9 protein-coding genes are annotated in these 14,865 nt (G+C 64.9%); all 9 read left to right on the plus strand.

Features of this window, described 5'->3' with window-relative positions; genetic code table 11:
- Positions 1–57: 57 nt before the first annotated feature.
- The 9 genes from tssH (at position 58) to tssC (ending at position 14,784) form a co-directional block, all read left to right on the plus strand.
- On the plus strand, positions 58–2,754 hold the full coding sequence (gene tssH / locus CMC5_RS14985; RefSeq protein ID WP_050431070.1) for a type VI secretion system ATPase TssH: 2,697 nt from the start codon (positions 58–60) through the stop codon (positions 2,752–2,754).
- 313 nt (positions 2,755–3,067) lie between these two features.
- A complete protein-coding gene (tssJ, locus tag CMC5_RS14990; RefSeq protein ID WP_050431071.1) occupies positions 3,068–3,775 on the plus strand; it encodes a type VI secretion system lipoprotein TssJ in 708 nt (235 codons plus the stop codon).
- A 60-nt stretch (positions 3,776–3,835) separates the two neighbouring features.
- Positions 3,836–5,200, plus strand: coding sequence for a type VI secretion system baseplate subunit TssK (tssK, locus tag CMC5_RS14995; protein WP_050431072.1), 1,365 nt, complete (start codon positions 3,836–3,838; stop codon positions 5,198–5,200).
- A gap of 82 nt (positions 5,201–5,282) precedes the next feature.
- Positions 5,283–5,966 (plus strand): DotU family type IV/VI secretion system protein, encoded by a 684-nt coding sequence (locus tag CMC5_RS15000; protein WP_050431073.1) that lies wholly within the window; start codon positions 5,283–5,285, stop codon positions 5,964–5,966.
- Positions 5,967–6,009: 43 nt separating this feature from the next.
- The gene (gene tssM / locus CMC5_RS15005; protein WP_050431074.1) at positions 6,010–9,696 is read left to right on the plus strand and encodes a type VI secretion system membrane subunit TssM; all 3,687 of its coding nucleotides are present in this window, start codon (positions 6,010–6,012) and stop codon (positions 9,694–9,696) included.
- Between the two features lie 18 nt (positions 9,697–9,714).
- Positions 9,715–10,695: a type VI secretion system-associated protein TagF gene (gene tagF / locus CMC5_RS15010; protein WP_050431075.1), complete on the plus strand. Its 981-nt coding sequence runs from the start codon at positions 9,715–9,717 to the stop codon at positions 10,693–10,695.
- A 47-nt stretch (positions 10,696–10,742) separates the two neighbouring features.
- Entirely contained in the window at positions 10,743–12,455 is a 1,713-nt protein-coding gene (tssA, locus tag CMC5_RS15015; protein ID WP_050431076.1) for a type VI secretion system protein TssA, read from the plus strand.
- A 343-nt stretch (positions 12,456–12,798) separates the two neighbouring features.
- Positions 12,799–13,296, plus strand: coding sequence for a type VI secretion system contractile sheath small subunit (tssB, locus tag CMC5_RS15020; protein WP_050431077.1), 498 nt, complete (start codon positions 12,799–12,801; stop codon positions 13,294–13,296).
- A 3-nt stretch (positions 13,297–13,299) separates the two neighbouring features.
- Complete coding sequence (gene tssC, locus CMC5_RS15025) at positions 13,300–14,784, plus strand: type VI secretion system contractile sheath large subunit (protein WP_050431078.1); 1,485 nt, start codon at positions 13,300–13,302, stop codon at positions 14,782–14,784.
- The last annotated feature ends 81 nt before the right edge of the window (positions 14,785–14,865 follow it).

The following is a 14,865-nucleotide window of genomic DNA, read 5'->3' on the forward strand; positions in this document are numbered from 1 at the left end:
AGCACCAGGCCGGCGGCGTCGACGGGGGGCTAGCCACTCAGCTAGCATGCCGCGCATATGATGCTCGTCGGCACCAAGTCCATCGTCAAGCAGCTCACTCGCAATTGCACCACCGCCCTAGAGACGGCCATCGGGCAGTGCGTGAACGCGCGCCATTACGAGGTAACGCTCGAGCATCTGATGCTCGCGTTGCTCGATGACGCCGGCTCCGACATCGCGTTCCTGGCCATGCATTACGACCTGGATCCGGCCCACCTGCGCGCCGCGCTCACGCGCAGCCTGGAGGAGCTCCGGAAAGGCAACGCCGGACGACCGACGCTGTCGCCGGTCATGCTGGAGTGGATGCAGGACGCCTGGGTCGTCGGTTCGATGGAGTATGGCTTCCAGAAGGTGCGGAGCGGCTTGCTGTTCCTCCGCCTGGTGGAGCAGCCGACGCGGTACTCCGTGAGTGGGATCGGTGCCTACCTGGAAGGCATCTCCAGAGAAGATCTGAAGACCAACCTGGCCAAGATCATCTCGGGCTCGAAGGAGGATGCCGAGACGGCGGCGGCGGCCAGCGGGGCTGGTGGCGCCGGCGGAGGCAAGCTGCCGGCGGGTACGGCCAGCGCTTCGGCGGACTCGGCGCTCGCAAAGTTCTGTGTCGACTACACGGGTCGCGCAAGAGCAGGGCAGATCGACCCGATCTTCGGGCGTGAGAGGGAGATCCGGCAGATCATCGACATCCTGGCTCGTCGCCGGAAGAACAACCCCATCATCGTCGGTGACGCCGGTGTCGGTAAGACCGCACTGGTCGAAGGCCTGGCGCTGATGGTCGTGGAAAGCACCGCGGAGAACCCGCGGGTGCCCCCGCTCCTCCAGGGCGTGGAGATCCTGGGCCTCGACCTCGGTCTTCTTCAGGCTGGCGCTGGTGTGAAGGGCGAGTTCGAGAACCGACTCAAGCAGGTCATCAACGAGGTGAAGGGGTCGCCGAAGCCCATCATCCTCTTCATCGACGAGGCCCACACGATGATCGGCGCCGGCGGCTCGCAGGGGGGTGGAGACGCCGCGAACCTGCTCAAGCCCGCCCTCGCGCGAGGAGAGCTGCGCACGATCGCCGCGACGACCTGGACCGAGTACAAGAAGTACTTCGAGAAGGATGCCGCGCTGGAGCGAAGGTTCCAGCCCGTGAAGGTGGATGAGCCGAGCGAGAAGGTGGCCACCGTCATGCTTCGCGGTCTCCGTCCCAAGTTCGAGCAGGCGCACAACGTCATCGTCCGTGATGAAGCCGTGACGGCCGCCGTGCGGTTGAGCGCTCGCTACATCAGCGGACGCCAGCTGCCCGACAAGGCGGTCGATCTGCTCGATACGTGCTCGGCGCGTGTGAAGGTCGCGCTGCAGCAGAAGCCGGCCCAGGTCGAGGACGCCGAGATCCTCATCGAGAATCTGGAGACGGAGCTCAACTCGCTCGAGCGCGATCGAGACAAGGGAGCGCACGTCGACGAGGAGCACGTCGCCGAGCTGAAGGACAAGCTCGTCAAGGCGCGTACGGATCTGGAGACGGTCCGCGGCGAGTACGCGAAGGAGTCGGAGGGGACGAAGCGGGTCGTCGAGGCTCGCAAGAAGATGGACGAAGCCAAGACGGAGGAGGAGCGCGATGCGGCTCGCCGTGAGGTCGTGCAAGCGCTCGATGACCTCACTGCCTCTCAGGGCGAGGTGCCCCTGCTCCGGCCGGATGTGGACGAGGCCATGGTCGCGAGCGTCGTTTCTGCCTGGACCGGCATCCCTGTAGGGAAGATGGTGCAGGATGACGTGAAGGCGCTTCTCGAGATGGAGGACCGCCTGCAGCGCCGGATCAAGGGTCAGGCCTTCGGCATCACCACGATTGCCAAGGAGCTGCGCGCTGCGCGTGCCGGTCTCAAGCCGCTGAACACCCCTCAGGGCGTGTTCCTGCTGGTCGGGCCGAGCGGTGTCGGTAAGACGGAGACCGCGCTCGGTATCGCCGACCTGATGTTCGGTGGAGAGCGGATGATGACCGTCATCAACATGTCGGAGTTCCAGGAGAAGCACACGGTCTCCCGGCTCATCGGCTCTCCGCCCGGCTACGTCGGCTTCGGCGAGGGCGGTATGCTCACCGAGGCCGTTCGGCAGAGGCCGTACACGGTGGTTCTCCTCGACGAGGTCGAGAAGGCCGACCCCGACGTGCTGAACCTTTTCTACCAGGTGTTCGACAAGGGCATGTTGAGCGACGGGGAGGGCAGGCTCGTCGACTTCAAGAACACAGTGGTCATCCTGACCAGCAACCTCGCGACCGACAAGATCACCAACCTGACCGTCGGCGCACGTGAGGATGATCCGGCGCGTCAGCTCGACGCGGATTCCGGATTCATCCAGGAGATCATCGACTCGGTGAAACCGGCGCTGTCTGCGCATTTCAAGCCGGCGTTGCTCGCTCGTATGACGATCGTGCCCTACCTGCCGATTTCTCCTGACGCGATGGGCGACATCACCCGCCTCAAGCTCGATGGTCTGGTCGATCGGCTCCGGAAGAGCCAGCGCATCGAGGCGACCTACACCGACGAGATGGTCACGACGATCGCCAGGCGTTGCACCGAGGTGGATACCGGCGCCCGAAACATCGATCACATCCTCCGCGCAACCCTGCTGCCCCAGCTCTCCGTCGCCATCCTCGAGAAGATGTCGGAGGGTGGGCTACCCAAGCGCGTGGAGCTCGGGGTCGACAGCTCCAGCAACTTTACAATCGAGTTCTCCAGCTGAGATAGCTCACGCGAGGGAGAGCGGAGCCTGGATCGTCGGGACGGCGAGCCAGGCCTCTCTCGCCTCGGTGGCGCCTCCGCTTCACAGCCAGGGGGAGGGGAGCGCTGCTGGCCCCCACCCCAGATCCCCAGTTCCCATCATCTCGGTCCTGAGAGACCCCAATTCTGGGGGGCCTGTCTTTCCAGTTGGCCCTCCGGCGGTCACACCTTCCGGGGAGAGAGGTCGCCGGGCGGCTCCTCCCGTCCGGGCGACACGATGTCTCTCACCCGTGAAAGTTGCGTACCTCGCCTGAATCCGCTTACAACTGGCCAGGATGGTTGTGCGCACGGTGTTCGCAGGAAAAGCGACGAAGACCTCGCCTTCGAGTCGGCAGACTCGGAGGGTGTGGGGACTCTTGGCTGGGCTCGCCTTGGGGGCTCTGGGCGCCAGCTGGGCTGCGGGATGTTCGCAAGCACCCCCTCCCGAGGTGCCTGCACCCTGTGACGTGCAGATCGTCACACTCAACCTGTTCGCGGCCGACAACATCAACCCCAACGAGAACGGCAATCCGCGGCCGGTGGTGGTGCGCCTCTATCAGTTGAAGAGCGAAGTCCGCCTGGAGAACGCGACCTACGATGAGGTGCTGCTCAAGGACAAGGATGTTCTCCAGGAGGACATCGCCAAGATGGACGAGGTGGAGGTCTTTCCGAACGACCTCGTCGAGGTCAAGTTCGAGCGGATCAAGGAGGCCAGCCACCTGGCCGGGGTTGCCCTCTTCCACAGCCCCAAGGGCAACAGCTGGAAGACCTTCTACGAGTTCCCCCTCCCCCCAGGGGAGGCCCAGTGCGGCGGTCGAAGCTCCGATGCTGGTGCCCAGGCCGACCCCAGGGCGACCTTCTTCGTCGAGTCGACGAGGATCGACAACGGGAGCCAGTTCGACGAGTCGATGTTCCCGAATGCCACCGCCGTCAGACGCCTGAACTTGCCCAAGCGGGCTGCGGCGCCTGAGCAGGGGGGCGGCTTCACGCCTACACCAAGGTAATCGCCGGCGAGGTTTCCGCGGCGCGCCAATGGGCACTTCTGATAAGACTGTCAGGGCGACATGATCCACCCGCGCAAGCCTGTCTGGACGGAGGGGCTCTTCATGACCCCTCAACACCTGCAGCAGCAGGACCAGTACCACGAGGCACTGCTCCACTCGCGCCTGCGCGCGATTATGGCCTACGACTGGGGCGTCACTGGTGTGCAGTTCGACGAGCGGGCCCTTGCGGCCGGCCAGCTCAAGCTGACGAAGTGCCATGGCGTCTTCCCGGATGGCACCGGCTTTTTCGTCGGTGACCGCGGTGAAGACCAGGTCGAGGCGCGCCCGCTGGAAGGCGTATTCCCGGCCGCCCTCGAGGCGCTCGACGTCTTCCTCGCCGTGCCGAACCCTCGGGAGACCGCGGCCAACATCAGCCTGGATCCTGCGAAGGCTGGTCCAGCACAACGCTTCGTGGCCTCCCAGACGACGGTGCCGGACCTCAACACTGGCCGGAACGACACGTCGGTGACCTGGGCGCGCGGCAACATGCGGCTCCTCTTCGGGACAGAGCCCCGTGACGCCTACCAGACGGTGCGCATCGCCCAGCTGGTTCGAGACCGAACGGGTTCGATCGTTCTCAAGCGGAACTTCATCCCTCCGATCCTGCACATCGGAGCATCCGATCACATCATGACCGGGATGCGGCGCATCCTGTCCGCGCTGGTCGGCAAGCAGAAGTCCCTGGCAGAAGGGCGTCGGATGCGCACCGCAGCGTCCGTCGACTTCCAGTTCTCCGACACGGCCAAGTTCTGGATGCTCCACACGATGAACTCGTACATCCCGATCGTGTCGCACCTCGTCGACCACGGTGATGCGCATCCGGAGCAGTGCTTCATCGTGCTCGGATCACTCATCGGTGAGCTGTGCACCTTCGCCGCCGATGGTGACCCGACGTCGATCCCCAAGTTCAACTACCTCGAGCTGGGCGACGTCTTCGATCCCGTCTTCGAGCGCGCGATGGCCCTCATCTCGGGTGTCCTGGCCGAGCAGTTCGTCATCGTGCCGATGGAGAAGCGCGAGGACGGCATGTACCTCGGCAAGTTCGAAGACCCGAAGCTGCCACGGAGCAGCGAGATGTTCCTCGAAGCCAAGGGCGCCGACGAAGCCACGCTTCGGGAGCGCCTGCCGCGCCTGCTCAAGGTCGGTTCGTGGACCCAGATCGGGTACATCCTCAACGCCGCCATGCCCGGTGTTCGCGTCGCCGTCGAGTACCGTCCGCCGGGGGCCATCCCCGTAAAGCCCGGTGTGATCTACCTCCGGGTCGACCAGTCGGGCGATTACTGGAACGACATCCTCGGCTCTGGCACGATCGCCATCTACCAGCCGATCGACCCTCAAAAAGTCGATCTCCGTTTGATCGCCGTCCCGGCTGGCCAGGGTCGGTAGTCGTGGCGGGAGGCTCGGCCCCGTTCCTCCTGCCTGGTGACGCCCGCAGCGCCGCCGCACCCCCCACAGGGGAGTTGATTTCATGAGCAGCAGCCTCTCGCAGACGATGTACTGGGTGTGCTCCGACGTCCTGTCCCTGATCTTGCAGCTCAGGAGCTCCCGGGATCTGCCAGCGCCGGACATCCTTCAGCGCCGCGTGCTCGGCCTGTTCGAGACGATGATGCAGAACGGGAAGGAAGCGCGCATCCCGGAGCAGGACATGATCGACGCGAAGTTCGCCCTGGCGGCCTTCGCGGATGAGATCATCTACCACTCGAACTGGCCCGGAAAGACGCAGTGGCTTCAGAACCCGCTGCAGTTCCAGTTCTTCCAGATCAACACGGCGGGTGACGGCTTCTTCACCAACCTCGACAACCTTCACGGGCAGCGAGGTCGGACGCACGTCGCAGAAATCTACTTCCTCTGCTTGGCCCTCGGCTTCCAGGGGAAATATCGTCTGCGCCAGCAGGAGGGCCTGAATGCGGTCGTCGAGGGGCTCGGGAACTACGTTGCCGTCGCAGAAGGGGGCGGAGATGCCCTCGCTCCCAACGCCGAACGCAAGGATGGCAGCGGTGGCGCGGTGCGGAGGGAGCTGCCTTTCCTCGCGATCGCGCTCGGCCTGCTGGTTGCTGCTGTTTTGATTGTCATCGTGCTCCGGCTCATCGTCAGCTCGAACGCGAGTAGCGTGGCCGAAGCCATCGAAAAGCTCCTGGGTACTGGGAAATAAAGGGCGCCGCCCGCCCTGGCGCTGAGGATGTAGGAGACGTCCGATGTGGGTTTGGATCCTGAGCGGCCTCTTGCTGGCGCTGGTATGGGCCGCATGGTTCCTGCTGCGGCCGCCGGCAGATGGACCGCCAGTCGAAATTTTCCCGACCTGGATGGCAGTCACCGTCACCGCCGTGGTGGTGCTGCTCCTGGTGGGCTTGGTGGTCTACCGTCGGGTCAGGGCGGCCAGAGCAGCCAGGGCGCTCGAGAAGGCCATCGCTCAGCAAGCGCAAGAGCAGGCGCTCAATGCGAAGCCGGAGCGACGTGCCGAGATCCAGGAGCTGCACCGTCAGGTGCAGACCGGCATCGACTCGCTGAAGCGCTCCAAGCTGGGATCGGGGCGGAGCGGTGCCGACGCACTCTACTCGCTGCCCTGGTACGTGATGGTCGGGCCGCCTGGCGCTGGCAAGACCACGGCCCTCCGACACTCGGGCCTCGTCTTCCCCTACCTCGATCCCGAAGGCGGCGGTGTCCGCGGCGTGGGGGGTACGCGCAACTGCGACTGGTGGTTCACGAACGAGGCGATCCTCCTCGACACCGCTGGTCGATACACCACCGAGAGCGAGGACCACGACGAGTGGATGGCCTTCCTCGAGCTGCTGCTCAAGTTCCGTGAGGAGATGCCCCTCAACGGCGTCATCGTCGCGGTGAGCATCAGCGAGCTGCTCGACGCGAGCGCTGAGCAGATCGAGCAGATCTCCCGGAATGTGCGGGCCCGGATCGACGAGATGCAGCAGACGCTGCACATGACCCTCCCGGTCTACATCCTTTTCACCAAGGTCGACCTCATCGCCGGCTTCGTCGAGTACATGGGCGACCTCAAGAAGAGCGAGCGCTCGCAGCCCTGGGGCTCGACCATCCGCCTCGACGAGGACAAGTCGGACCCGGGCACGGTGTTCGATCGCGAGTTCGACGTGCTGATCGAGCGCCTGCACGAGCGGGTCGTCAAGCGCATGATGAACGAGCGGAGCCGGGACGTGAAGGAACGCGTCTACCAGTTCCCGCTCGAGTTCGCGGCGGTGAAGGCGAACCTCGCCGACTTCCTCAAGGGAGCGTTCGCGCCCAGCGCGGGCTCGGCGCCGCTGCCGATCCTGCGTGGCTTCTACTTCACGAGCGGTGTGCAGGAAGGCCGGCCCCTCGATCGCGTGGTCGGATCGATGGCGCGCGCGTTCGGCCTCAGGCCAGGTGGTGACGAGGACGGTGGCGTCAAGGAGTCGAAGAGCTTCTTCCTCCGCGACGTCTTCATGAACATCATCTTCCCGGATCAGACCCTGGCGGCTCGCAGCGAGAAAGAGCTGCGGCGCCTCCGGACGCAGCGGATCCTGGTGCTGGCGGCAGCGGCACTCATCGCGCTGCTCTTCCTGATCCCGGCGTTCATCTCGTTCTTCAACAACCGCGCCCTCGTTGCAGCCACCGACCGTGTCTCGCAGGAGGTGGCGGTCGTCAACTGGAACGATGGGACCAATGCGGCTGACAAGGTCGACCGCCTCGATCAGCTGCGGGAGCATGTGCGGCTGCTCGACCAGTACACGGAGGACACCCCCGTCGAGTACGGCTGGTTCATGTACCAGGGCGATGACCTCTTCAAGCCCACGCTCGATCAGTACAACGCGAGCCTTCGTGAGGGCTTCGTCGCACCCGTCAAGGCGCGCCTCGAAGACCGCCTCGATCGCGTGCGCGAGGGGGAATACCTGGAGGGCTACAATGCGCTCCGCAGCTACCTTTTGCTCGGCGACAAGGTGCACCTCCAGGAGGAGGACAAGTGGCAGACGGGTCGCCTCACCCAGGTGTGGTCGGAGATCCTGAAGCCCTCGACCGATCTCTCCGAGGGGGATCTGAAGGCCAAACTGGCACCCCACAGCGGCTACTACGTCGATCTGATGAAGCGCGGGGTCATCCCTGCGGAGCCCTTGAACGAGGCGCTCATCCAGAAGGCTCGTGACGAGCTGCGGAAGATCGATCCGACCCGTCGCTACTACGATCAGTTCGTCACCGTCCTGCGTGACGAGAAGTTCGATGAGTCGGGGCCCAACGTTTACGAGAACCTGAAGTACCCGCCGGTCGCGTTGAACTACATGTTCGGCGATCGCTCCGAGGTGCTGACCAAGGTGCGCAGCGCACAGCACGAGCGTACGGGGAAGTGGTTCGAGATCGCGGGCCCGTACACGGCGAAGGGGTACGCGCAGGTGATGGAGTCCCTCAAGGAGGGCAGGAAGAAGCTGGAGCGGGAGCTCTGGGTCTTGCCGCTCACCATTGAGGAGACCAAGCAGGGCGAGCGGATCCAGAAAGAGCTCGATCGCGTCCGGCAGGACTACGAGAACGAGTACATCAACCAGTGGGAGAGCTTCTTCCGCGACATCCAGGTGGAGGTCCCGCCCACGAACCGGGACGCCATCGAGGAGTTCAAGATCCTCTCCACGCCCGACTGGCCGTACAGGCGTCTCCTGCAGCGGCTCGGCGACGAGACACAGTTCGCCCAGGAGCAGTCGGCGGTCCAGGACACCCTCTTCACGGATGGTGGCATCCTCTCCCAGCTCAAAAACCGCGTTCAGCGTCGGCTCGAAGGCCGTCTCCGCATGCGCCTCGATGGTGTCATGCCGGGCGACCAGCAGCAGCTCTACAACCCCATCCCCGAGAAGTTCGAGTCGATGGTGCGGTTCGGTGTGCCGGCTCCGACTGAAGAGGGCAAGCCGCCGCCGCCTGCTCCCGGTCTGAACAAGTACGTCTCCTTGCTGGAGCAGCTGGCCGGCGAGATGGGCTCGATCGAGGAAGGCCCGCCGGGGACCGACACCAACAGGGCGCGCGAGGCCTTCCAGAACGCTGTGAAGGAAGCCCAGGGCCTCCTCCTGTCGATGGATGACACGGGTCAGCGGCTGATGACACCGCTGCTCATGAATCCCCTGCGGCAGGCGTACAAGGCCATGGTGAGGCGCGCTGGTGGTGCAGCCAGCGGTCTGTGGGAAGTGGTGGTGTGGCCTCACTACCGCGACAAGCTCAAGGACCGCTACCCGTTCAACCTCGCCTCGACGCGTGACGCGTCGTTCGAGGACACCGTTGCGTTCTTCAAGCCCAAGTCAGGGATCCTCTGGGGCTTCTACGACACCTACCTGCGCGACATGCACTACCAGGTGGGCCACGACTACTATCCGAAGCAGTACATGCAGGGTGGGATGGCGGCGGCGAAGCCGTTCACGCCCTTCAACTCCAACCTGTACAATTGCCTCCGGCGCGCCGATGAGATCACGGACTCCATCTTCCCGAGCGGTGGGGAGGCGCCGAAGGTCACGTTCTACATCAACATGAAGACGGTGAGCCCCATCGTCAGTGAGGTGCTCTTCGAGGTCGACGGTCAGCAGCGGCTCTACCGGAACGAGAAGGAGTTCTGGCACACCTTCACCTGGCCTGGCCCTGAGCCCTGGGGCGCGAAGATCCGCGTGCGAGGCGCAGGCGGCCTGGATGAAGAGCTGACCCGTGAAGGGCCGTGGGGCATCTTCCGGCTGTTCGAGGCCGGCAACGTGACCGCTGCGAAGGACAACGACGAGGTCTTCACCGTGACGTGGCAGATGACCGCGCCGCCCGTCTCGGTGACGATGGAAGTGAAGCCCACCCGAGGGAATCATCCCTTCCCCGCGAGCTTCTTCAGGGGAACGAACTGCCCGTCGACCATCGGCGACTGGTTCGGTAAGGGCTGAGGCAGGACAGGGAGCCCTATGTTCTGGCGTCGCAAAAAGGCTCCCGCTGCACCTCCGCAGATCGGATGTTTCGGAAAGCTGCCGTCGACGGGTGACTTCATCCGGCTCAACGCTGGAGGTGAAGAGCTCGCGCTGTTCGACCGGTGGCTCGGCGGTGCCATCGACATGGCGCGTCGGACCATGGGGCCGACCTTCGACGCGAGCTACCAGCCCGCAGTCGGTCTCTTCGTCTACCGTGGGGATCCCAAGGGGGAAGACATCCCCTCGCGCGGGATGGTCGGCGCGTGGGCGGCGAGTGGCGACAACGCTGGGCGCCTCTACCCGATGGTCGTGTTCGGCGCTTACGACTACAGCCAGCTCGCGGCCACCGGCGCAGCGCTTCCCATCGCCCTGTGGCCCTTGCTCACGGCTGCTTACGATCTGGCGACCCAGGGCCGGACACTTCCTGCCGACGCCTTCGTCGACCGAGTGTCTCGCATCTCCTTGCCGAACCTCGACGATCCGGACGCGAGCAGCGCTGGTTACCGGGCCTGGTTGACCACGCAGACCATGAGCTCCCTGTGGGATGCAGGGTTCGGGACCGACGCCAGTCGATTCTGGGTGCTGCAGATGATCATGGAATCGGTGGTCCCGTTCCGAGGCCAGGAGCTGCCGAAGACGGGGCTCGCGCTCCGCTTGCCGGTGGGGGCGGGGAACGCCTACATGGCAGCGGTCTGGATGGATGTCATTCTGCGCCTCTCGCGCTGGAACCGGACGATACCGAACATCCTCTGGACCCCGCAGCAGGCCGCACTGCTTCACCTCGGTCCGCCTCAAGTGGGGACCTTCCGCGAGATGATCGCTCCCACCGGCCAGGCCGAGTTCCTCGCCGACCTCTGCGGCCCTCCGACCCTGGAAGAAGCCGTCTCCAGGCGAGCCCTGGGACCCCAGCTCGACGGCCTGGTCGCGCGCACAGACATCTCGCTCGCGAGCTTCCTCGACGCCCTCACCAGCGCATAGCGAAACGCCTCCTCGGGGCTCGCGCGTACGGCTATGCTCGCGTCCCCATGGCGGTGGAAGACGCGATCAACGCAGCGAAGGCCAGCATCGAATCCATGCTGGAGCCCATCGACGGGGGCGTCGGTGCGGACGTCACCTACGACGAAGACTTCGAGACCCTCAAGAACGAAGTCGACAAGATGTCGTCCCTGGCTGGCGGCAAAGTCGACTGGGGCACCGTGGTCAACAACTCCAGTGACATCCTGACGGAGAAGTCGAAGGACTTCCGTGTCGCGCTCTTTTACGCGACGGCGAGAGCGCAGACCGGAGGGCCGACGGGGCTGCTCGAAGGCTTGGTGCTGATCCAGGAGCTCTGCAACGCCTTCTGGGAAACCATGTATCCCGCGCTTCGCCGCCCGAAAGCGCGTGGAAACCTGTGCCCATGGTTCGGCACCCAGGCGACGGCTTCGATCCGAAGCTTCCAGCCCACCTCCAAAGACGCAGATCTCGTCAATGCTCTCGAAAAGGTGAGCCGCTCACTGGACAATGACCTGGCGGACAAACTCGGTGACTCCTATGGGGGCATCGCCGAGCTTCGCAGCTTCATGCGCGGCCTCGTCGCCAGCGTTCCCAAAGAGGCTCCGCCGCCGCCCCCTCCGCCGCCGCCCCCTCCGCCGCCGCCGCCGCCGCCCCCTCCGCCGCCCCCTGTGCAGGCTCCTGTCGCGGCACCGACGCCGGTCGCCGCGCCCGCGCAGTTCGTCGCCACGCCAGCTCCTGTCGCGGCGGCTCCTGTCGCGGCGGCGCCCGTCGTGGCAGCACCCACGGCGGCTCCGGGACTGAGTGTCACCTCCGTCACCGACGTGGAGTCGGCCCAGTCGGCCATCCGTGAGTGCGCACTCATCTTGCAGCGTGCAGGTGACGCTCTGCGCGTCGCGGACGCGAAGGATCCTGCGGCTTACCGCGTCACCCGCTCTGGCCTGTGGCTCGAAATGGCGGGTGACCCCTACTCACCTGCCGACGACGGGCGCACCATGCTCGAGGCTCCGCGCGAGCACGTGTTCCAGGCGCTCCCAAACCTGCTCGCCGCCGGCAACTTCGAGGATGTGCTCGCGGTGGCCGATGAGCTCGCGATCAACAATCCCTTCTGGCTCGATCCGCATCGGTACGCTTCTGCGGCGCTCGACGCGCTCGGGGACGACTACGTCCCGGCGAAGCAAGCCCTCCTCGGCGAAGTTGCGTTGCTCCTTCAGCGTGCGCCCAACCTCTCGAACATGTCCTTCAGCGATGGAACTCCCTTCGCGGACGAGGAGACCAAGGACTGGATTCAGGCCGAGGTCAGTGCGGGCGGCGGCGGCGGTGGAGCTGCCCCGGCACGCGCGAAGAACTACGTCGACAAGCCCCTCTCCGAGGCGCGGGGCCTCCTCGCGGGGGATCAGCCCGTCGAGGCGCTCGCCGTTCTGAGCAAGGCGGTCCAGGTGGCCCCGACACCGCTCGATAAGTTCCGCACCAAGCTAGCGCTCGCGCAGATGTGCATCGAACTTCAGCACTTCCTCATCGCGCGCGCTCAGCTCGAGGCCCTCGAGCGCACCGCCGAGCAACACCACCTGATGGACTGGCAGCCCGAACTCTGCGCCGAGCTGTACTCTGGTCTCTACACCGTCCTCCGCGCCCTCAATCAGGGCTACGAGGTGACCCCTGAAGCACGGGATCAGGAGCAGCGGGCGCTCGAACGGCTGTGCCAGCTGGACGCATCGGCAGCCTTCAAGCTCCTGAGCGCCTGACCGAAGCGACGCACCGAGCGAAACGCTGCGACCGCAAGTCTGAACGCGCGATGAGACGTACTTCGGCCCACCCATGGTCGATGTGCGTCGCACGCGTCTTCCATATTCGCCACGCTCCCCATCTCCCCCATGAGCGGGTTGGCGCGTGGCGTCAGGGCCTACGAAAAGCGCTCGGAACCTCTTCCCGCCCAGAGTGCATTCTGAGATATGCTCGGGCGCCCCTTTCGGGATTGGGGGGGACAAGCCAGATGACTGACTTGGCCCCCGACGTGGACCATGGCCGACGGCCGACGCGAGGCCGCTTCGGGAACAGCTCAGCACGAGGGGAAAGGAGCCTTCTGCGATGTCGTCGAAAGAGCAATCCGTAGCGCCCAAAGAGCGCGTCAACATCACGTACAAGCCGGCTACCGGCAATGCGAAGGAAGACGTCGAGCTGCCCCTGAAGCTCCTGATGCTCGGTGATTACACCGGCCGGCCCGACCCGCGGCCGCTCGAGGATCGCAAGCCGATCAACGTCGACAAGGACAACTTCCAGAAGGTGATGAGCGAGCAGAAGCTCTCGCTCACCACCAACGTCAAGAACCGCCTCTCCGACAACGAGGACGACGAGCTCACGGTCAACCTCAAGTTCCGTCGCCTCGGCGACATGGAGCCCGAGGCCATTGCGAACCAGGTGCCCGAGCTGAAGAAGCTGCTCGACCTGCGCGCGGCGCTCACCGCGCTCAAGGGCCCCCTCGGCAACGAGAAGGCCTTCCGCAACAAGATTCAGCAGATTCTCAGCGACCCGGCCCAGCGCAACCGGCTGGTCACCGAGCTCGGCCTTCAGAAGGGAGAGGAGTGATCCATGGCGACTGAGACGCAGGCGGCAGGGGGAGTCGGGGCGCAGACCCTCGAAGGGAACTCGCTGCTCGAAGAGATCCTTGCCGAGACGAAGATGACGCCAGGCGACGAGGCCTACGAGATCGCCAAGCGTGGCGTTCAGGCCTTCATCGCCGAGCTGGTGACGCCGAAGCGCGAAGGCGAGAAGATCGACAAGGCGCTCGTCGACGCGATGATCTCCGAGATCGACGCCAAGCTCTCCCGGCAGGTGGACGAGATCCTCCACGACCCGAGCTTCCAGAAGCTCGAGAGCGCGTGGCGCGGTCTCAAGTTCCTGATCGACCGCACCGACTTCCGCGAGAACGTCAAGATCGAGCTCCTCAACTGCTCGAAGGAAGATCTCCTCAACGACTTCGAGGACGCCCCCGAGGTCGTGAAGAGCGGCCTGTACAAGACCGTGTACTCGGCCGAGTTCGGTCAGTTCGGTGGCAAGCCCTACGGCGCGATCGTCTCGAACTACGACTTTGGTCCCGGGCCTCAGGACATCGCCTTGCTGCAGAAGTGCGCGGCCGTCGCGACCATGGCGCACGCGCCGTTCCTCGCCGCTGCGGGCCCCCAGTTCTTCGGCCTGAAGGACTACCTGAACCTGCCGAACCTGAAGGACCTCAAGGCGCTCTTCGAAGGCCCCCAGTACACCAAGTACAACTCGTTCCGTGAGACCGAGGACTCACGCTACGTGGGCCTGCTCATGCCGCGCTTCCTCCTCCGTCTGCCCTACGGCGTGAACACCGTGCCGACCAAGGGCTTCAACTACGAGGAGGACGTCGTCGGCAATCACGACCGCTACCTGTGGGGCAATGCCACCTACGCCTTCGCGACCCGGCTCGCCGACAGCTTCGCGAAGTTCCGGTGGTGCCCGAACGTCATCGGCCCGCAGGCTGGTGGCGCGGTCGAGAACCTGCCGCTTCACCAGTACGAGGCGATGGGTGAGATCCAGACCAAGTGCCCGACCGAGATCTACATCACGGATCGTCGCGAGTTCGAGCTCTCCGAGGAGGGCTTCATCGCGCTGACGTTCCGCAAGGACTCGGACAACGCCTGTTTCTTCTCGGCCAACTCGGTGCAGAAGCCCAAGTACTTCGGCCAGAGCGAGGAAGGGCGCGCGGCGGAACTCAATTACCGCCTCGGCACGCAGCTCCCCTACATGTTCATCATCTGCCGCCTCGCGCACTACCTGAAGGTGCTGCAGCGTGAGCAGATCGGTAGCTGGAAGGAGCGCATCGATCTCGAGCGCGAACTCAACGACTGGATCGGTCAGTACGTGGCGGATCAGGACGTCGTCTCCCCGACGGTCCGCAGCCGCCGCCCGCTCCGCAAGGCCAAGATCATCGTCACCGAGGTCGAGGGCAACGCGGGCTGGTACAAGGTCGACATGCAGGTGCGGCCGCACTTCAAGTACATGGGCTCGTTCTTCACGCTGAGCCTCGTGGGCAAGCTCGACAAGGAGTAGCCCTCATTCCCTACGGGGACTCGAGCCCCCCTCTCCTTCGGGCGAGGGGGGCTTCGTGTTTTTGTGCGCGCTACGAAGCGT

This window comes from Chondromyces crocatus (genome assembly GCF_001189295.1).
Lineage (GTDB): Bacteria > Myxococcota_A > Polyangia > Polyangiales > Polyangiaceae > Chondromyces > Chondromyces crocatus.